This is a genomic window from Limnohabitans sp. 2KL-1, assembly GCF_003063435.1.
Classification (GTDB): domain Bacteria; phylum Pseudomonadota; class Gammaproteobacteria; order Burkholderiales; family Burkholderiaceae_C; genus Limnohabitans_A.
Window position 1 is genome coordinate 193046 of the sequence record NZ_NESL01000002.1, and the last position, 19529, is coordinate 212574.

Sequence of the window (19529 nt, forward strand, 5' to 3'; positions counted from 1 at the left end):
TCTTTTGAGTCTCAACCAATTCCTTGAACCAATACAGGCCGCTCACGATGCATGAGCAGCCAGTTTCCATTTTCAGCAAGCGCTTCGATACCAAGAGATCTGACGATTTCAACCGCCAGTTCCAGGTCACCGCAAGCCAATGCAGCATCAAGCCGAGTTCGGGTCAATTGCAGCGCTAAATCCATGCGTTGATATAACTTTGCGTGTTCAGCAAACGCTCGCGTTTCTTGGTAAACCTTCACCAGACCAGACGATGCGAACAAAATGCAATAGCCAACAATCATGCTGCGTAGAGTCCAATCGTGAAGTGGAATACTCGTATCAGCAAAAAACATGTGGAAGATGGCCGTCATCAGTGTGAGCGTCATGCCCAGTACGAATAACAATCGACTGCGTTGAGACCACTTCACATCATTCAAGTGATTCAACTCAGCCTTGCCAATCCTTCCACTAGACCCACCAAAGTAGTTCAGCTGATCGTCAATCCATGCTGTGCGCACAAACAACAAGCGATCCAACAATGGGGCTTCGTTGGCTTCTTCATCGCCAATTTCAGACGTCTGGATCGCCTGGCGAATCCACTCTAATTCATCGCGTTGCTCACGCAAAAAATGAACTGAAGCGCATTCTTCGATGCCAACAAGCTTCCAAAAATACTGAACTCGACAAGCTTCTGCAAGTGCTCTGTAGTCAAGATAGCGCCCCTCGAGGTTCCTTTGACTCGACGCCCAATACCAACAAGCACCGACTCCAATCAGTCCTACTGCACCAGCCAAAAGAGTGGCGATAGAAAACAAGCTTGAATAGACTTGCGACAGTAAGATGGCAACTGCACTGAAGCCAAGAAGGCCCATGAACATGCGATCACGCTCTTTTTGAGCCGATATAGAGAGCGCATCGGCGGATAAGAACAGCTGACGAGCAAGTTCCACTTTCGAACCCGCCAGATGAGTAGATGCCCATGTAGGAAGGGGCAATCCCCAAGTAGCGGTCAATTGACCATCAACGCGCTGCGCGTCAATGGAGTCCTTGTTAAATTTATCGATCCGTGAGAGTACGACGAGCCATCGATTGGCCTCGCCATCGCTAGGGAGGCCACCAGGACTTGCAGGAAGCATTCGTACGCGTCCTACCTCAATGTATGCCGCAGCCTTCTGGTGCAGCGTTTGTCGAGTTTGAATATGGATAACAGGACCAGCATCAGGAAGTATCGGCTGAGCTAAAGCAACGCCTTCACGAAAATTTCGAATTACCTCTGCTGTTCCACCAGGACCTTTGGCTGGCTCTCCGTCCCACAAAGCAATCAGCACTTGAGCTTGTTGAGAAAGCCAAAGACCCAGTTCGTGATAGCAAGCGGGGCGCAGATGATGCTTCGATTCAAGCACCTTCACCCATGTGGATCGTTTCAACAATTCACGAAATTCGGCAACCGATTTTTCGTCATGAAAATCAGTTTCGTAATCCCCTTGCATAAGAGGAAGAACAGCACAAAGTTGCCAACCTAGAGCCAAAGCACAACTTGCCACCAATCTGTCAGCACCTTCAGCCAACGCACTTATCAAGATGCGAGGCGAATGGGGGTTGGATTGCGCTACTAAATTTAATTCGTCATTCACTGCCTTGCACAAGGCCTCTTCATCCTGCTTTGGGATGAGTCGATGGCCTGTAACTGCAAGAACAATGGGTACGCGACCAGCAAGGTCAAAAGTTGTGGCTGAATTCATGCAGGCAACTTTGGTTTTTGATGCGTCACCAACTTTTGCCATTGACTATTTTCGTCCGACATAACTTCCGCAGAACGAAGGGTCAAGTAACGTAATTGCAGCCAGTTTTCCCAGGGGCTTTGATCTGCGTTCAATACATTTTTAATAGCTTCTGATAACTCATGCAGATGTTCAGCGGTAGTCTTTGATTGATCGGCCAGGCGTGAGATTTCGAGTGTTGTTGTCAGGCCGTGTATCCCTGCGGCAAGTGCCGGAAAAAATGCCGTAAATATCAGCAGCCAATCGGCGTGCAAGAGGAAATGCCCTCCAATGGCTGCAACCGTGAGCGTAAAAAGGACAAGTGACAGAACATGAAGGATATGGTCAACTTTATGTTGCTCATGATGAACGCGATGGTGGTATGCCACCTGATCATGGACAACGGCGAGAACGTAATCGCGCAATTTTGGAAGCATGTAAGAGTCTGATGCAATGAACACACTACCCGTTGAAGCCGAGGGCAAGCCCATTCGGACAATCGTCTGCTGAACCAAACGAAGGTCCTCCGATAAAACTGCCAATCTGGGTTGACCATTCGCGTCAGGCAATACGCATAACGACGGTTCTGACAACGATTTGGTGACCGCTAACAAAGGCAAACCCATGCGTGTGTACCTGAGCTGTTCAGCGACAAATCTGTTGCCAATCCATTTGCTGTGCCACTGCATATTTTTGGCTCGCCAAAGGACTGACACTACAAGTGCGACCAAGCCCAACTCCAAGATTGCCCAAAACGCACCATGCAGACTTGACCAAAGATTGATAGCCCCAGCTACGGCTGCAAACACGGCTGTAGTGGAAGCAAGTGAGCTGATCCATGCTGAACTGCGATGCTTCCCCGCTGAAATACTGGCCGCTATATCAGCACGGTCAAACTGCTCATCCAGAACGGGAGTGGAGGCAACGATTCCTTCTGACTCATCCCATGCGGGACCTCTGTAAGCGGAAATTGGACTTGCCGCCACAGCTGAAAAAGCCTTCTTAAAATGGCCTTGAACCAAGGCCATCATGAGCTTATGAACGGTTCCTGCTCGTGACTTACTGGTTGCGCTATGTTGAGGATCGTTTGAATCCAAGCTGGATACAGGATCCGCAATTGCCTGCAAAAATAGAGTTGGATTTTGCAGTGCAATTGGCGACGAAAAACTGGAAAGCAGGCTTTGGATAGGGGGACTTGGACTCTGAAGTATGTGCCGCTGCGCTTTGGTCAACAGTTCCCGCTGGAGTACGCGAACCACTCCGGTCACATCTATCCAAATTACCGGCTTCATCGCCAGCGAAGCGCTCAGGAGCAGCGGCACAACCTCATCGTCTATGGTCACTCCATCCCAAACTACCAATAAGATATCTGCATACCCAAGAGCGGCTTCATTTCTAATGGATTGTGGCAATCCTGTTTTGATGTCATCAACGTCAGCACCCAACCAAATTTGGCGCTGGGCGAGTTTTTGTGATTCCGTCAGGCTGCCCGGTTTTCCCATTGAAAGCAGGCATAAAGACAGGCGTTCTTGATGTGCAAGTTCCGCTGCAAATTTCTCAACCCATGTTCGAACGCCTATCAATATTCCAAATAGTGAAGCCTCATCGGTGCGTTCATTCTTAAGCACGCTCACCACTTCACGCAATGATTGCTTCATGGCGAGAACACCATTGCTTGTCAAACCTTGCTCACCAACGGGCCCCACTACCAGCAGAGAATTAAACGAGATTCTGGATTCAATCACCCCATTAAAAGTTGATATATTAAATTCGGACATAATTAATTTATATTTCTGGCCATAGTTTCAATTAGTTAATCAAAAATTCTATTTTAATCTAATGAATTTATTATATTATTTTCCTCCAAAAAACTAACTGCGGATTCTGGATTCGAAAATATTTCAACCAACTTTTGAGTGCTTTTTTCTTGACCAATCACCAAAAAGAGTGGTAGTAATTGTGTATTGTGAATGCATAAAAAACTTCCTAATGCACTCCGAAAACTAGCCTGATCAATCCATTCCTTATTGCTGGCGAATACCATTAGCATATCCTCTTTAGTATTAACCCCAGCTGCCAGCGCAATTTTAATTGATAAAATATTTGGCATAAAGCCCAGCTTAGGAACCAAATCAACCCATGCAGTAGCGCAAATCTTGTCTGAAATACTATTGAATATAGGTTTCACACCATTACTTACAAGCTCGCTCATGGCTTTGTACCATTCCGGATTAGACGAACTCCCGTCTGCGGCATCGTAGACTGCGTTATATGCCGTATCCTTCAAGCTATATTGCACTGCAGTGGGATAGTATTCTGTATTGGCCATAATGAACTCCAATCATTAATCAAATTTAAAAATATTAACTTTATCAAGGTGATTCAAAGTTAATCCACATCATCGTAATGTGAATCCAATGAAAAATTTAAAATTCCTTTACTATCTTTTTTAAAAGTTACTGCAAAATCTCCTTTGCATTTAAAAAATAGAAAGATTTTTGAGTCATAAGAAAATGTATTATGATATAAAGATGGGGGGTATCCACCCAAAGTACAGACAGGCCCAATTTTGCGCCATAACCTATCTGCACTCATTACATCTGAATCGTTTAATTCTTTATCTAGGGCGAGGTAAAATTCCTCCTCTAAATCTTGATAGCACTCGCTGACTTTGATGGAACTTTTTTTATCTTTCTTATTACTTACCTCTCCAAAATAAAAAAATTTCTCAAAATTTGGATAAAACATTTCACCCTGTGACTGCCAATTCAATTTATTAAAACCTTCATCCAAGCCAATTATTTGTGAATATTTGTAAAATAATTTATCTCCGATTGAATCTATTTCTTTGCTTACTTCAGGCAAAACCTGATCCAACAGATCCCCCTCAGAGATTACTCTGAAAATAAACTTAAAATCATCGGAAAATCTTAATCTCCAATCTTCAGAATTTATTTTCTTATCGAAATTTTTCTCAAACCCTTTGTAGCAGTTTCCACGATATTCACCCCAAATCTGAAGCTTCCCAGAGCCAAAATTAAATAAAATAATTTCGCTTGCGTTTTTAAGATCAATTTGCGCAATAGGATAAAGCCTATGCCCTTTAGAATTCAATGGCCAAGGCCATTTTTCACTGGTAAATGGAATCCCTCCAAAAAACAAATCATCTTTCCGCTGATTAATATCAAAAGCTTCCAATACTGGAACAGAAAAAATTCGTGATTGGCTTTCATAATCTCTAATGAAATTACCCAGACCTTCATCACTCTGATTTTCCGCAAACATAGCTAAAAATTCTTGAGTACCCGGCTCATCTAATGGTAAAAATCTATTTAAACGCTCATTAATTGAGTTCATTGATAAACATCTTTCTGATTTATAAAAGTCAAGAAACTTCTTCCCAGCCTTTTTTGATGTTCTCTTCGATCATCCTGGCTGCGATTTCTTGCATCAACTCTTCTGTGGGCGCCGTCCTAACCTCTCTATCCAGTGGTGTTGCCCGTCCAGATGAGTAATCTGTCCAATGCAAAACGTAGGCGGGAAAAGTTGGATCGATATCTGACTTATTGGTCTGCCATGCCACCAATTTACGGACGGCAACTTTGCCCTTGGTTGTCTTGGTCCAAACCGTTCGCCTGATGACCTTGGATTCTGGTAACTGTCGTTCATGGACATGCGCACTCACATCCTCCACGTGGCATCTGTCTAATATTTGAGAAAACCGAGTCCCAATCGCATCTGCTTTTTTATCGTCTCGGATTCGAACCAAAACCGGGTGAAGCCAATTCGCTGTTGGCATCGCGCCAACGGCCCTCCAGCCGGATTTCTCATCAAAATCCAGGGCCATCGATCTCACAACATGTCCATCACTGGATTCCACTTGCAGGTCGGTAACGTTAATCTCAGCTACGACCTCAGGCCGCACAAAAGTAAAGAGGTCACCCGAGCGGCTAGGGCACCGAAACGTGGATGCGCATTGAAGTGATTGCAGTCTGGACATCAAAGCGCGTCGCTCTGAATCGCCACCCAGATTTCCACAATGACCTGCAATCTGTACATGACCGTCTTCACGGGTCAGCCCAAGCAGCAACGTTCGCACAGATTGCGGATCTTCTGTCCGTGCCGTGTACCCCATGATCACAACATCTACAGTGAATTCAGGCTTCACCTTATAGATCGTCCCTTGAGACGAACGAACAATGAGTCCCTCTGCTTTTCCACCATCAACCAACTCAGCAAATAAGTTGGGTAATTCCGAAACACTCGAAATTGGGTCCGTCTTTATGGCCTTCAAGCGTTTACCACTGGCAAGAAGTCCAGTGATCGCATCTAGCCGCTCCGAATATGCCAACTGCTGCGGCGCATCGCTCAATAAGCCTTGCACTAAATCAAAGGCCATGAAACCCAACCGCTCAACCTTGGCAGATGCCCCACCAGCCATAGCGGAAGCAACGTCACCAACCCGAGGACGATCCTTACCAGTTGAAGCGGCAAACAACTCACCAGCGATGAGCGTTAGGCCTTTTACTTTGGCGGCAACCTCCCTCGCCTCGATCAGAATTGGCACATCGCCAACAATCGATTTTCCGTTGCTACTGATCAGTGCTGCCGAACCTTCCTCTATTTTTAAAAACCACAACTCACCATCAACTTTGGGTGAAACCAAAAATGGTGCACCAAATATGCCCGTCCCAATTTCATCAGGCTTGACAGATCGATAGGCACTGGCAACGCGCCTGCGGTAAGTCTGGACGCTCGCCATTAACTCAGCATCCAAGACAGAGCCGGCTGGATGTAATGTGCCTTTGCCCAATGGGCTGCCGTTGTTCAAATTCATCTCAATTTTCCTTGACGGACACAGGACGCTTTAGTTCCATATCGCTTAAATGCAACATGAGTTGATATTTTTCTCCATCGACACGACCTTCAAGGAAACCCCTGCAGGGTCGACCGTTTGCCTGGAACACCAACGGTTCACTCCCTTTTGCTCCGCCCCCGACAAGCATGAGGGTTCTGTCTGCGGCAAGCTCCTTCGCCATCGCGTGTAAGAAGTCATACGTCACGCCATCAACATGTGTGACCTGAAGGCTGCGGCGGAACATAAAGCGCCTGACCGCATCGGCAATTGGAACTTTCCTTCCAGTCCATCGAATGGGTCTTTCTTCATCGACATTGGATTCAACATCTATCGGATCTCTACGCTCTTTTTCCCCTCCATCAGGGCCGGTAATCACTTCAATGATTTTTGGAGGACTGTGGAGAAATTCACCTTTACTTGTGAGAAAGACGATGTTTGTTTCACCGATTGATCGCCCAACGTGTTCGATATCGATTTCCGGGTCGCCATCAATAAGAGCTTGGGCGTAATCATCCCCAAGTGACTTCGTCAAAACCTCCCCGCGCCCCGTCTCTGTGCTGCTGAGGTATCGGTGAAAGAGGATCGAATGGCCGGGGATGCCCAGACTGATAGGGGCATCTCTCTTCGGGCTGATGAACTGCGCGCTTCCATCGCGACCGCTTGCGTTTGTGATTCGGATCGATTTAGTCATAGGTCAGAACATTTCGAAATCAAGGTCATCAGACGAATCCTCGGCGTCAACCACCTCAGCAAGCTTGCCCGGCTCTGACCATGTTGCAGTAAGAGGCGCGCCAATCAAACAAAAAATGCCCTCAGTGTTTTTCAACAAAAACGCTGCTGATTGCTTGTAATCGGCTGAGTAACTAAAGCCAAATCGAAAAACGTCACCTGCAGCCAATCTCTCTTGCAGTGCTGCAGCCAGATCCGTTGCTTCCAGGGTGTAAACCGATTCAACGACGTGCTCTAGCAAGACATCAGGCTCGACCAACTCCAACGGCTGCACAGCACCCAAAGTAGAGGGCATCGGCTCTAAAGCTTGCCCATCCGATCCGATGCCTACCAATTGAGACTTTTGAAGCCAGCGTCCGCTTTCATCAAAATACCCTTGAGCTGTCATGCCGCTCTGAAGCAGGTACAGGCCATCTGATGTCAATGCAGATTTGACACACGGCTCCCCTGTGAGGTCTAAGGGAACACGACGGCGTTCACCATAAAGGCGCTTTCGATCGAGTTTGATGTGGTCAAAACTCGATTCAATTCCGTCTAATGAGACGACGATGGGTTTAGCCATGATTTAGGTCTTATGTTATTTATAATTTTGTTTTTTAGTTTGAATCAGCATCAACTTAAACTGATGTATCAAGTCAATGCTTCAACAATATCTATGTATCCATTTTCTTGAGCAATATTGGCAGCGCTTTTTCCAATCTTATTCTTCATCGATTTATCGGGAGCAAATGACAGCAGTGATTGAATAATTGATTCATAGCCCTCTCTTGCTGCCAACATAAGTGGGGTTTCAAAATTCTCATCAACCGTGTTAACCAGATCCGAATGACGATCAAGACAAACTTCAACAACACGCTCTAAGCCCATAGCAGCTGCTAAATGCAGGGCTGTTTGCCCACCGGTTGTACGCGTGTGCAAGTTGGCTTCAGCTTTGATAAGTGCTATTGCACAGTCCTCTCGCTTCTCTGCTATAGCTGTCAATAAAGCAGTTGTTCTTCCACCAAGCCGCGCTTCAATATCGGCACCACGCTTAATTAATGCTTTAACCAGGAAGATTTCACCAGCGCAGGCGGCCCAACCCAACGGAGTCGGATCACAGCCAAGCACGTTGACATCGGCCCCACAACGCAAAAGATAGTCCGCTATTTCCCTAAGGCCACGACGCATTTGACGCGTCATACCTTTTTCGTTCAGTCCATATATAGCAATGCTCAATGCGGTCTTACCCTCGGAATTAACATAGTTAATATTTGCTCCGTCATCGAGAATTTCCGCTACTGGTTTGAGATTGCAGTCGAGAACCGCATCAAGTAGTTTCTCTCCTTGTTCATCCCAAAAATTCTCAAGCTCAAGTTCTGGCGGAACAATTTTATTGTGTTCGTCTACATCCAATTCAGACGTCTTATTAACTTCGGTCGCTCCATGCTTTTTTAAGAGTTTTACGAGTTCCTCATCACCGCCTTGGATGGCAATCTCAAATAACGACTTCCCGTCGAGCTCAACGTTAGGGTTGGCCCCTGTTTTGAGCAAAATATTTGTCAACTTTAATGCGTCATCCGCTAGATCTATCGTCTCCATCACACCGCTGCCGTCATCGGCTTCGCGACCCAACATCTGATTTAAATCTCGCAGGGCACTCAGCGCCAAACCGTCAGAACGAGAACCAACTGATTGCGCCAACGCTGTTTCACCTGAATTTGCTACAGCCGCAACATTCGCTCCAGCATTAATCAATACCTTTGAAATTTTTAGCCGTCCTTTACTGGCGGCAGACATAAGAGCTGTCCAACCTTCATGGTCGGCAACTTCAACTGAAGCACCGGCATTGGTCAACGCAAGAACAATATCAACGTGCCCTCCATGGGCCGCCTGTTTAAGTGCAGTACAGCCGTTTCCATCCGTCTTATCCAAGCGCACGTTCCGGCGAATCAATTCCTTAACAATGTCAGTAACTCCGTTGGTTGCAGCAAGGATAAGCGGCGACGTCAGGGTCGCGAAACTAACGGAGGGAGAAGGAACTGCATCAGGGTCCGGGTCAGCACCTGCTTGAAGAAGAAGCTTGGCACAGTCGCCATCGTGAGTCCCCGCCAGCGACCACATTAATGCTGTGTAGCCCGCTTCAGTTACAACGTTTACATCGGCTCCAAGCTTTATCAATAGCTTGCACATTGATATGTTCTTGCGTGCTGCCGCCACCGTTAATGCCGTCTGTCCGCCAGAGGAGCCTCGGCTTGAGGGCATACTGTGCCCTGCATTAACGTCTGCCCCACTGGAAACCAAGAGTTTCACTATGTTTTCGTGGCCAAGGATTACGGCAAAAATAAGTGCTGTAAATGTTTCACTTTGTCGTTTGTTCACATCGATGCCCAAGGCAATCAATTCCTTGGCAATAGCAACGTGGCCGTTCTGAGACGCGGTCATCAGCAGTGTGGTGCCATCAGGAAGGGTTTCATCAATCTTCGCACCGCTTCTGACCAGTTTTCTAAACTCTTGAAGATTGCCCACTGTTGCAACCTCAAAAAGTGATGGAGTCGGATTTTTGAATTCAGACTGGTTTTCAAATCTTTCGCACACCTGAGTCAACTCTTTCAATTGGTCAGGCGGTATCGCACCCTCACCTCTAGACCAAATCAATTTGATGCGAGCAGTTATGACCTCAAGGTCGTTTTCTGAGATTGAGTCGATGATGTGTTGCTGTTCTAGAGCTGTTTCAAGCCTACTAAGCATGTCAGCGACTTCGTCGCTGACAAGTGAATTAGCTGCTTTCGAAATATTTTCTTCTTCATCGATTATTTCTACATCCGCCTGACCATCCGCATCTTCTTCAGCGTCATAAGGACGTTTGTTTTTAAATGGATGTGTTTGACGACCGTGAATAGCATCAAACGCATCGAACGTCCTCTTACCCTCTTCTGACTCGAATCCATAAAGGTCCCGAGTTGCATCCGAAGCATAGAACTCCATAAGCGACTTCAGTACTTTCTGTTGGCCAGCTTTTTTTGCCAGATTCGATGCCGACTGGCCATCACGGTTCTTGTGGTCGATATTGGCACCAAGGTGGTAGAGGGCTCGTACTACCCCAACGTGGCCATTAAGCGCAGCCATCATCAACGGAGAATTACCCAAAGAATCCTCCGCGTTGACTGAAACCCCTTCGTCGTGAAGATTGAGAATTGTTCCCAACGCACCGTCTAAAGCCGCTTTTAGCATCGATTCATCGTGCGACAATTCGGGATATTCGATCACCTGCGCACCGTGTCGACGAAGAATTGAAATCACGTCACTATGTTCCATTTCAATGGCCAGTGACAAGGCAGTTTCAAGATCAACATCCAGGTGACCGGCATCATCCCCGCGATTCAGGTATCGTTCTACCAGTTTGGGATGATTTGATATTGATGCCAGAGTGAGTTCGGAATAATTTAAATCATTACCAAAACAAAGATCCGCGCCGTTTCTCAAGACATAGTCAAGCACCTCGCTGTCTTTGTTACGAGCAGCTATAAAAGCAACACGAGCCAACATATCAGGGCGAACTATTGAACCCCCTCGCGACGCAATCGCCTGGATTAGGGCCATATTGCCATGCTCTGCAACCGCCAAGGGCAGTGTTTCAACTTCACCGAAACTGGGATGAGCTCCGCGCGCCAGCAAGTGTTCCGCAAGCTTCATACGCTTGTTGTCAATGGCGGCTGCAAAGGCACAAAATCCCATCTCAATTGTTGCATTGACATCGGCGCCCCCATCGATCAGCGCATCCACCATCCGCGTATTTCCTGAAATGCAAGCATCAATCAGCGGAGTCAGGCCCCCCGCATATCCAATGTTCGGATTTACACCTTTTCCCATCAACAATTTGGCGGCCCTGACATTACCGCGTTTGGCTGCCACATGCAGCGCATTTGAGCCATCTTTTTGGGTTAAGTGTGGATCAGCACCCGCTTCCAACAACAGAGCAAGTACATCGGTGCTGCCCTCGCGACCCGCAGCAACATAAAGCACTGGTGCACCAAAAAACACATCATCAAATGAAGCATTTGGACTGGCCCCATGGGAAAGAAGGGCCTGTACTTTTTCGGTTGCACCGAGCACTGATTGCACAATTAGTTGCTGATCTAGTGTCAATTTAGCAAAAGCTGGTTTAGCTGCAAGAGTATCAATCTGATTGGCTTTTACTCCATTGAGCGCAGATAACAAATCACGCCAGATCAGTTCGCCCTCTTTATCGGCCTTTTCCGCAGCCTTCTTTTTCTTGATTGCAGCAGAGAGCAACGAGGCCGCAGCTTCGTGCCCGTTATGTTTGGCCGCGTCCAGGGGAGCAATGACACCTTCAACTTTTGCCATAACGTTCACACCCTTTTCAATCAGGATGCGAACCAAATCGGTATACCCATTCATAGCCGCAACGAACACTGGATAAAACGGGGTGCCGTCAATGTTGTCAATGCGATCCGGATCGGCGCCATGGTCAAGCAAAACCCTAGCGACCTCCACATTGTTTTTCATTACCGCTCGCATGAGCGGCGTACAACCTTCGGCGTCCACAACATCTATCTCAGCACCGTATTGGATCAAGGCAGCCGCGGCCTTCGCATTGCCTGTGATGCCGCAGTTATGCAGTGGCGTTCTCTTATCTGCATTAAGCGCAGTGACATTACCACCCGCCTTAAACAGCAGATCGATCGTCTTCTTATCGCCACCTATGGCCGCTGTGTGCAGGGGTGTTGCCCCACTTGGAATTTGCTTTGTCGCCGATGCACCACGGCGCAGCAGGGTTTCAAGACACCCATTGGCTCCCGTTGCGCATGCTATATGGAGCGGTGTCACACCAGCGTTGTCGCCTTTCATCGGTCCGAGGTCAACTTGTGCACCAGCGTCCAGAAGCTGATTGACAAGTACCAAAGCCTCATCGCCACGGGAAACCGCCAGGTACAGGGGCGAATTGCCGTTCTTGTCCTCAATGTTCAAGTTGGGTCGTTGCTGCAGTAGAAATTCGGTTGCAGCCCATTGGCTCTTGTCGATGGCGGCCAGAAGCGGTGTGTCGCCCGACTCGGGCTCGGCAGCATTGATGTCAACACCCTCAGACAAGAGTTGCTTTATTTTTTCAATATTTCCCGTTCGAGTTGCGTCAATCATTTCGGCCACTCGCTTTTTTTCACCGCCAAAAAGTCCGAAAAGCATGATCAATTCCTTATGTTATTTAACCAATTGGTAGTGATTAGCTATCTTCGACACTCTTGTACCCGATTGGTTTTTCAACTCACAAGAGCAAGACGTTTGGTATTCAACTATTTATAAACATTGTGATGCTCTTCCGACTCATTTATCACTTAGCAATTGCGAAATTGTAGAAATCTCAAACGAGTCTTTAATCCACAGCGGATCAATAAGAACTATCTTCGCAATTTCATCTTTGCTCAGCGCCCTCTCTTCAGCCGTTGAAAGCAGTTTTGCAGCAAATATCAATGCTTCTCGAAGTTCTACAAACCCATTGCAGGTGGATGACTCTTCCTCGTTTTGCCACGTCTGCTTCCAATTCGTGGCCGGATCCAGATCCGTTTCATCAAACGTGGTGCGCTCCAACAGAGCTTTGCCCGATGACATGGAAACCCAATAGCCTGGAAATTTCATTTTTACTCCTTGGTTAAAAAAACCGAGTGTCGGACATTGACCTCTTGCAGGTCCAACGCATTTTTTTCGAGCTCAATCATGCTTTTTCCCGAAAATTGCGCCGGAAACACCCAACCCGAACGCCATCGCCCCGATGGTGCTGAAGATGCCAGGCTTCGCTTCACGAGCCATTCCTGCGAAGGTCTGTGCTACCTGTGCTACCTGTGCTGCCTCTGCTGCTTCTTCTGCCTGAGCCAATAATGACTTGACCAAGCTGCCAATTTCAGACATTTCCGGGGGATCGGTCATATTGAGAGAGACATTCAATGTGATATCGCTCGAAGGCTTGATGCCGCGCAGATCAAGCGCCTTTTTGGGACTCAGCACCGTCGTCACCAGCTCGTCCAGCCAGGTGCAGATGCTTTCGATGTGATGACGGTAAACACCCAGTATCAATGCCTGCGCTTCCACGCTTTCAGGTCCTGCTTGGCAAGCCTTCGCATCGTGGTAACCATCAACGAACTCCCAAAGGACTTGCTCTAGCCGACCTACGGACCGACCGACAACAAGTGCATCTGCCTCGCCGTTCTGTATCACTTCAGCCATGAGCCCGTCTAGCCTGGAGCCCAATGCGGACAAGGCATGCTCGATAACACCCATGTGTCGCACCAAGTCATCGAGAGCAACAAAAGGTTGATCCGTTTGCGGAACCGTGTGCCGCAGTGCATCGCGGGCAGCTTTTGACAAAGGCTTCAATGCACGCCCAAGCGCCACGATTTGAGGCGCCAGCAAATAGATCGTTTCCAGCCCAGGTTGTTTCGTTGAATTCATGGTCAGGTTCACCAAGTCAATCGATGACTGATCAGGCTTTGGGGATCCATAGGGTGTTGTGAATTTTTTGGGGAATTGGCAGTGACCATGGAAATCAATGTATCAGCCCCAAACGACACATTGCGTCGCTTGTCTTGGCTTTTTAACTGCAAAATACATTGGCAAACTGGATCGACCAACGTCATTCATTTTGAAAAATCCGTTTAGGAACACTTATGAGTGACACTTTGATTCGGCAATGGGCAATGCTGCGCACCATACCCAGATTTCCCAAGCGCATTGACGCCACGACCATCCATACAAGGCTTGAAGATATGGGTATGAGCGTTTCATTGCGGACCGTTCAACGTGACCTCTACACATTGGCAGAGACCTTCCCATTGAACTTTGACGAATCAAAACCGCAAGGCTGGTGTTGGCGCGAAGGAGCAAGCCAATTGGAAGTACCCAGCATGGATGCGCATGCCGCATTGACCTTCAATCTGGTCGAGCAATACATGCAAAACCTGCTGCCCAGATCCACGCTCAGCCACATGGCCCCTTGGTTCGATGCTGCGCAAGGTGTGGCCAACGCCCAGGCGTCTACAGTCACGAAATGGCAAGAAAAATTGCGCGTGATTCCGCATTCATTCAATCGGATTCCTACCCAGATTGACCCCGATATTCAAGCCACCATTTACAGGGGTCTGCTGGCGGAAAAGCAGCTAGAAGTCACATACAGAGCACTGTCCACGGGTACAGATGCCAAAACCTACCCTCTGCATCCACTGGGATTGGTGGTCATGGAACAGGTGGTCTACCTTGTTTGCACAGTGAAGAATTACCAAAACGCCCGATTTCTGGCGGTGCATCGCATCGATGCCGCTCGCCTTTTGGAAGAAGATGCCAAACGGCCCGAAAAATTCGACATGGATGCTTTCATTTCCAGGGAATTCGGCATACGCATGGGCGATGCGCCGTTGAATTTAACGCTACGAGTCAGAGGCATTTTGAGCAAATACTTGGCTGAAACCCCGGTCGCCCACGATCAAGTGATGACGCCCATCAACGATGAATGGACACAAATCAACGTGACCGTGCCTGACACGGTACAGCTCAGAATGTGGCTGCGATCCATGGGCCCTGATGCGGTGGTGATGTCGCCGGCATTTTTAAAAGAGCAACTCGCCGCTGAGCAAGCTGAACTGCAACGGCTTTACTCTGAATGAAAACAATCTTGTCGCTTTTCCCCTTTATCTTTTCTTCTATCGCCCCGGAACGCTAACCAGCGTGACGTCGGTGCAAAAGTACGTTGCGATGGAAAAGCAAAAATTGATGCTCTCTGAGTACGGACAGACGTTCAAACTGCATAAGCGGAGCTGTGCAAAACTTTACAAAGACACGGTCGGGCGTTGAATTTGCCAAATTGGGCTGCAAGATTAAACTGGTAAAAATTAGAACTCAGCACCGACATGTCCGAAATCCACCGCCTCTACCAATACAAAACCTTGCTTAGCTCACGCCGAGTCATGAGCCGCGAGGACCTCATGGCCAAGCTGGAGATCTCGCTGGCCACCTTCAAGCGCGACATTGCCAAACTGCGTGACCAGTTGCACACCCCCATCGTGTTCGACCGAGACCTGGGCGGCTACCGGCTGGAACAAACGGACAGCACCGAACTGCCGGGCATGTGGTTCAGCCAAGACGAAATGCTCGCCCTAATGACCATCCAAAGCATGATCGTGCAGCTCGAACCCGGCTTGCTCGGCCCCAAGCTCAAACCATTTCAAAAGCGGCTGGACGACATGCTGGCCAGCCAAGGGCTGGATGCAGCCACCCTAACCCAGCGGGTGCGGGCGGTGCATGCGGGCAAACGCCGCCTGCCTCTGACCAGCTTTGAGACCCTGGCCAAAGCCACCCTGGAGCGCCAACAAGTTCAGGTCGAGCACGTCAACCGCCAAAACGGCGACATCGTTGTGCGCGACATCTCACCCCAACAACTGGTGCACTACCGCGACAACTGGTATGTGGACGCCTGGTGCCATCTGCGCGGTGGCCTGCGCAGCTTCTCGGTCGATGCCATCACCCAAGCCACCCTGCTCGACAAACCGGCCAAAGACATTGACCTGATCGCCATGCGCCAACAGCTCGATGGCGGATACGGCATCTTTGGTGGCAGCCCCAAAGCCTGGGCACAGCTGCGGTTCACGAAAGCGCGGGCCGCCTGGGTTGAGCATGAAATCTGGCACCCAGAACAAAAAAGTCAGCGCTTGGCCGATGGGCGTTATGAGCTGGTGGTGCCCTATGCCGATGAACGAGAGCTGATCGGCGACATCTTGCGTTTCGGATCGGATGTCGAGGTGATCGGGCCTGCGCGACTGCGTGAACAAATCCAGGCAGAGGTCCAAAAACTGGGGCAGTTATACGGGCGCTGACTCTTTCAGCGAAACGTCCACCCCTTTTGCCTCCAGGGCCGCGACATACACATCACGCAAAAACTCACTGGCCACACACACCCGAATGCACTGCAAGTGCGGGGCCACTTTTGCGGCAGAAGACAAGACCTTGGCCGTGATCTCGGCCGACAACTCTGGTGGGAAAGCGAAAACGCCGGTCCCAATGGCCGGAATCGCCATGGCTCGGATGTCATTTTGGTGCGCCGCCCTGAGTGCGGCTTCTATGGCTTGCTCCAAAATTTGAGGTGCGTCATCGTGGTGGGTGTACGAAGCAGCGCGCACATGAATCACCCACAGGTTGGGCAGCTTGAAGCCCGGCGTGACCAGGAATGCGCCGAATTGCAAGGGCGCATAGGGCTTGCAATACTCCTCCAGCTTGGGGCCAGCAGCGGTATGGATGGCTCCAGCCACACCCGAGCCCAAACGCAAGTTGGCGTTGGCGCTGTTGACCACAGCTTCCATGTCGGGTTGCTTGACGATGTTGCCGACAATGACTTCGATCTTCATGGTTTTGCTCCTTTGGAACAAAGAATTTTGAGCCTTTACAGGCTCACGACATGAGCTCCACCAATTTGGTGTCAATCGTGGTCTGAGATAGCCCCAAACTTCTAGAGGTTTGGGACCATCGTGCACCGCACCGCCGAATCAGGAGGAATTCAATAAGACCCACGGCGAATCGTTCTTAACTCTGGTCGCTGGTGTTGACAAAGCTCATATTGCTCACTTGCTCCACCCAGGGCTACTGCAAGTCGTTCACGCGTAGCACCATATAAATTTGGAGCTCCAACGTTTGAAGAATCAATCAGCCGAACTGGTAACTTCAACTCACCCAGGGTGAAGGGCTTCTCAAGCGCTTCACAGAGAAAAGGAATGCTGGCTCCACCACCAGACATCACAATTTCAAGCGCATCCATCCTATTGACACTAGCCCCAAGGTAGCTCGAAATCCTTGATTTCTCATTGTTAATAAGCGCCTGAATTGAAGCGCGTATTTCCAAGACAAACTCATTAGCCCCAACAGATGAACTCACATCATTCTGCGATACACGTGCACCAACTGCCTGAGCGTACCCAACAGTAAAAATGGTTTCTTTGAGACGGCGGATATCAAACCGAAGGTCAGACAACTGTGCTTGACTCAGCGTCGATTTCTGCCAGGTAAACTCTTCCAGGACAAGCGAGTCCAGGTAGTCTCCTGCCTTGAAAAGGCTTACAGGTTGGCCCATCAGATATAGTTTTTGACGAACACTTGAATTCGAGTCTGGCGCAACTCCTTCAAATAAACCGATATCTGTCGTCCCAGCGCCAACATCAACAAGTAAACAAACCCTTCGAACATTGTCGGTTGATGGCAGCAACTCAACGGCCGCGGCAATAGGCTCCAAAACCAAACCAGCACGCTCATCCCAAATGATTTCGGTAGGCAAGGCATCCTTCAATTTATTAGCCGTAACCGTTGTCCAATCGCCATCAAAGGCCATGCGCTTAGCTTTATTGAGCATGCGCCCCAGCGCCGCACAGGCACCTGAGTTGACAGCAGCAGGCCACACCGGATGTGCAACACGCAACTCAAGAGCACGTAAAGTGCGTTCGCCAATATCCATCACACGCACCGCTGCTGCCAATCCATTGGCAAGCAATCCAGTCAAAACATCTTCTCGCGACAAGCGCATGCCTTGCAGAACCGGTATGCTCAGTTTTTCAGGCTGACCCAACCACAGCTTAGGGCTGGCCTCGTAGAGTGCACAATCTGCCGACAATTTTCTGGCGCTGACAGCACGCTCGCCATACCTGATGTATTTGCAATCCGTATCTATGTGGATGGCGCTCTGAATGGAAACGCTGTCGAGGGTTGACTTATTCTGGCGGCCAATCTCCAATACCACCCTTGAAAAATTTGGCATACGCCGCACCACACGGATAGAACTGGTCCCAAAATCAATGCAAAGCGCACCAGACATTCGTAACTCCTGAGTGAGTTGAAAACCAGCTTAATTAACCGAATCTACCAGCGCGCAAGCCAACAGGCGTTTGCTCCCATCAGCACGATTGACCTGGATGCCTGGGCGAACAATCCGAACCATTCCCACCGGACGAGTGGATAACATTCGCAACTCATGCGCCAATGGATCAAAAACAACTGAGTCGCCTATTTGGCCCAACAACTCAATACCGATTGACCGCGTCGCTTTAACCAAGAGTTCATGCAGCATCGCCATAGAGTCTTGATCGGTCAACTCATTCAAATGCGAAAACCATGCCGATATCAGCGTGGCAAATGCTGCTTCTGATGCGTAATTGTCTTGTGCACCAGAGGTATTGCTCGATTCGATTTGCAGTAACGACTGAATTGTGGGATGACGCAAGGCTGCCGACTGCACTGCGTTTTCAAAATTGGAAAAAGCATTTCGCCACAAAGGCACCATGGGCCGATACTGATCCAATGCCAAATGACCATAACGCTGAAGCGCATCTTCAATCAAATCCATGAGAACAGCCAATGCGTTGGCAGCAGATGTATGTGGCTTCTTTTTTATTGATTTGGAAACTTGCGACAAATCAGCATAAAGCTGCGAAAAAATCGGCCGGAACAATAGCGACGGTTGTGCAGCGACAGCATGGCCCAGTGATGTGTAGGCCAGCGTTAAAAGAACAATTGAATCTTTGCTGTCCGATTCGGCCGAAGGCATATCTTTGGTCAATGCTCTCGTCCAACTGATCATGCCTTGCTCAACAGATAAGGCATCGGTGTTGGCTGGCCACATCCATTTATCAGCCGCCTTCACTACAGATAGCAATACATCAGACTGTCCTGCTTTGTGGGTTACAACATCGGCGCAGAAGTCATTCACAAAACCCAACCAATCAGGAGAGATTTGGCGAGCCCACTGCATCAACAAAGTGACGTGATCTGGCTTGACCGCAGGATGCATCAAATGATCAAGCAAATAACGCTTGACCCAAGGCGCACGGATTGGAGAAAGCGCCTCCAACGCCGCCAACTGCAAATCCAACACCTCCAACATCAAAACGGAAGCCGGTGGCATTGCATGCCAACGAGTTAACTTGGGGTTGATTTTCTTAGCTTGCTTGACGCCCGCGTTACCTGCCAGCTGAATAGTGGCTAACAGTAACAATGCAATTTCGTCATCAACCTCAGAAACAAAGTGCACGGAAAGGCGCGCAGTCAATCGCCCACATTTCTCTTGCCATTCATCCTCTTTGGGTTTGGGATGAGTCAATAAATTCAGCAGGACATTCGCTACATCACTTGCTGATTGCACCGGATCATCGGAATTCGTCATTTGTCAGTCTTGATAAAAG

General features: G+C 48.7%; 15 protein-coding genes. 2 read left to right on the top strand and 13 right to left on the bottom strand.

Going from position 1 to position 19529, the window contains the following annotated elements; genetic code table 11:
• Positions 1 to 11 precede the first annotated feature (11 nt).
• From B9Z47_RS18345 to B9Z47_RS05490, 10 genes are all read right to left on the bottom strand, one after another.
• Positions 12 to 1724 carry a hypothetical protein gene (locus B9Z47_RS18345; protein WP_146185756.1) on the bottom strand — a complete coding sequence of 571 codons (1713 nt, stop codon included), beginning with the start codon at positions 1722 to 1724 and terminating at the stop codon, positions 12 to 14.
• Complete coding sequence (locus B9Z47_RS05450; RefSeq protein ID WP_146185757.1) at positions 1721 to 3520, bottom strand: hypothetical protein; 1800 nt, start codon at positions 3518 to 3520, stop codon at positions 1721 to 1723. Before B9Z47_RS05450 ends, B9Z47_RS18345 begins: the two co-directional genes overlap by 4 nt.
• Positions 3521 to 3573: 53 nt before the next feature.
• Positions 3574 to 4071 carry a hypothetical protein gene (locus tag B9Z47_RS05455; protein WP_108330249.1) on the bottom strand — a complete coding sequence of 166 codons (498 nt, stop codon included), beginning with the start codon at positions 4069 to 4071 and terminating at the stop codon, positions 3574 to 3576.
• Between the two features lie 59 nt (positions 4072 to 4130).
• Entirely contained in the window at positions 4131 to 5099 is a 969-nt protein-coding gene (locus B9Z47_RS05460; RefSeq protein ID WP_108330250.1) for a DUF1963 domain-containing protein, read from the bottom strand.
• Positions 5100 to 5127: 28 nt separating this feature from the next.
• Positions 5128 to 6579, bottom strand: coding sequence for a hypothetical protein (locus B9Z47_RS05465; RefSeq protein WP_108330251.1), 1452 nt, complete (start codon positions 6577 to 6579; stop codon positions 5128 to 5130).
• Between the two features lies 1 nt (position 6580).
• The gene (locus B9Z47_RS05470) at positions 6581 to 7291 is read right to left on the bottom strand and encodes a hypothetical protein (RefSeq protein ID WP_108330252.1); all 711 of its coding nucleotides are present in this window, start codon (positions 7289 to 7291) and stop codon (positions 6581 to 6583) included.
• 3 nt (positions 7292 to 7294) lie between these two features.
• On the bottom strand, positions 7295 to 7891 hold the full coding sequence (locus B9Z47_RS05475) for a hypothetical protein (protein WP_146185758.1): 597 nt from the start codon (positions 7889 to 7891) through the stop codon (positions 7295 to 7297).
• 68 nt (positions 7892 to 7959) lie between these two features.
• Complete coding sequence (locus B9Z47_RS05480; protein ID WP_108330254.1) at positions 7960 to 12510, bottom strand: ankyrin repeat domain-containing protein; 4551 nt, start codon at positions 12508 to 12510, stop codon at positions 7960 to 7962.
• 138 nt (positions 12511 to 12648) lie between these two features.
• Positions 12649 to 12960, bottom strand: a complete 312-nt coding sequence (locus tag B9Z47_RS05485; protein ID WP_108330255.1) for a hypothetical protein — start codon at positions 12958 to 12960, stop codon at positions 12649 to 12651.
• Positions 12961 to 13032: 72 nt separating this feature from the next.
• Positions 13033 to 13770 (bottom strand): hypothetical protein, encoded by a 738-nt coding sequence (locus tag B9Z47_RS05490; protein ID WP_108330256.1) that lies wholly within the window; start codon positions 13768 to 13770, stop codon positions 13033 to 13035.
• A 215-nt stretch (positions 13771 to 13985) separates the two neighbouring features.
• Here B9Z47_RS05490 and B9Z47_RS05495 point away from each other — a divergent pair, with 215 nt between their 5' ends.
• Complete coding sequence (locus B9Z47_RS05495; protein WP_108330257.1) at positions 13986 to 14978, top strand: YafY family protein; 993 nt, start codon at positions 13986 to 13988, stop codon at positions 14976 to 14978.
• Positions 14979 to 15221: 243 nt separating this feature from the next.
• Complete coding sequence (locus B9Z47_RS05500) at positions 15222 to 16184, top strand: YafY family protein (RefSeq protein WP_108330258.1); 963 nt, start codon at positions 15222 to 15224, stop codon at positions 16182 to 16184.
• On the opposite strand, the gene B9Z47_RS05505 is transcribed toward B9Z47_RS05500, so the two are convergent.
• The 3 genes from B9Z47_RS05505 to B9Z47_RS05515 all read right to left on the bottom strand — a co-directional run bounded on the left by B9Z47_RS05505 (position 16170) and on the right by B9Z47_RS05515 (position 19510).
• Positions 16170 to 16712: a macro domain-containing protein gene (locus tag B9Z47_RS05505; RefSeq protein ID WP_108330259.1), complete on the bottom strand. Its 543-nt coding sequence runs from the start codon at positions 16710 to 16712 to the stop codon at positions 16170 to 16172. The genes B9Z47_RS05500 and B9Z47_RS05505 overlap by 15 nt on opposite strands.
• Before the next feature lie 149 nt (positions 16713 to 16861).
• Positions 16862 to 18166 carry a hypothetical protein gene (locus B9Z47_RS05510; protein WP_146185759.1) on the bottom strand — a complete coding sequence of 435 codons (1305 nt, stop codon included), beginning with the start codon at positions 18164 to 18166 and terminating at the stop codon, positions 16862 to 16864.
• Between the two features lie 30 nt (positions 18167 to 18196).
• Positions 18197 to 19510 carry a hypothetical protein gene (locus tag B9Z47_RS05515; RefSeq protein ID WP_108330261.1) on the bottom strand — a complete coding sequence of 438 codons (1314 nt, stop codon included), beginning with the start codon at positions 19508 to 19510 and terminating at the stop codon, positions 18197 to 18199.
• Positions 19511 to 19529: the final 19 nt, after the last annotated feature.

Bases quoted from the DNA above. Each gene is read 5' to 3' on its own strand.
- B9Z47_RS05485 (WP_108330255.1), bottom strand. From the start codon at position 12,960: ATGAAATTTCCAGGCTATTGGGTTTCCATGTCATCGGGCAAAGCTCTG.
- B9Z47_RS05515 (WP_108330261.1), bottom strand. From the start codon at position 19,510: ATGACGAATTCCGATGATCCGGTGCAATCAGCAAGTGATGTAGCGAAT.
- B9Z47_RS05450 (WP_146185757.1), bottom strand. From the start codon at position 3,520: ATGTCCGAATTTAATATATCAACTTTTAATGGGGTGATTGAATCCAGA.
- B9Z47_RS05510 (WP_146185759.1), bottom strand. From the start codon at position 18,166: ATGTCTGGTGCGCTTTGCATTGATTTTGGGACCAGTTCTATCCGTGTG.
- B9Z47_RS05480 (WP_108330254.1), bottom strand. From the start codon at position 12,510: ATGCTTTTCGGACTTTTTGGCGGTGAAAAAAAGCGAGTGGCCGAAATG.
- B9Z47_RS05460 (WP_108330250.1), bottom strand. From the start codon at position 5,099: ATGAACTCAATTAATGAGCGTTTAAATAGATTTTTACCATTAGATGAG.
- B9Z47_RS18345 (WP_146185756.1), bottom strand. From the start codon at position 1,724: ATGAATTCAGCCACAACTTTTGACCTTGCTGGTCGCGTACCCATTGTT.
- B9Z47_RS05500 (WP_108330258.1), top strand. From the start codon at position 15,222: ATGTCCGAAATCCACCGCCTCTACCAATACAAAACCTTGCTTAGCTCA.
- B9Z47_RS05495 (WP_108330257.1), top strand. From the start codon at position 13,986: ATGAGTGACACTTTGATTCGGCAATGGGCAATGCTGCGCACCATACCC.
- B9Z47_RS05490 (WP_108330256.1), bottom strand. From the start codon at position 13,770: ATGAATTCAACGAAACAACCTGGGCTGGAAACGATCTATTTGCTGGCG.
- B9Z47_RS05475 (WP_146185758.1), bottom strand. From the start codon at position 7,891: ATGGCTAAACCCATCGTCGTCTCATTAGACGGAATTGAATCGAGTTTT.
- B9Z47_RS05470 (WP_108330252.1), bottom strand. From the start codon at position 7,291: ATGACTAAATCGATCCGAATCACAAACGCAAGCGGTCGCGATGGAAGC.
- B9Z47_RS05455 (WP_108330249.1), bottom strand. From the start codon at position 4,071: ATGGCCAATACAGAATACTATCCCACTGCAGTGCAATATAGCTTGAAG.
- B9Z47_RS05505 (WP_108330259.1), bottom strand. From the start codon at position 16,712: ATGAAGATCGAAGTCATTGTCGGCAACATCGTCAAGCAACCCGACATG.
- B9Z47_RS05465 (WP_108330251.1), bottom strand. From the start codon at position 6,579: ATGAATTTGAACAACGGCAGCCCATTGGGCAAAGGCACATTACATCCA.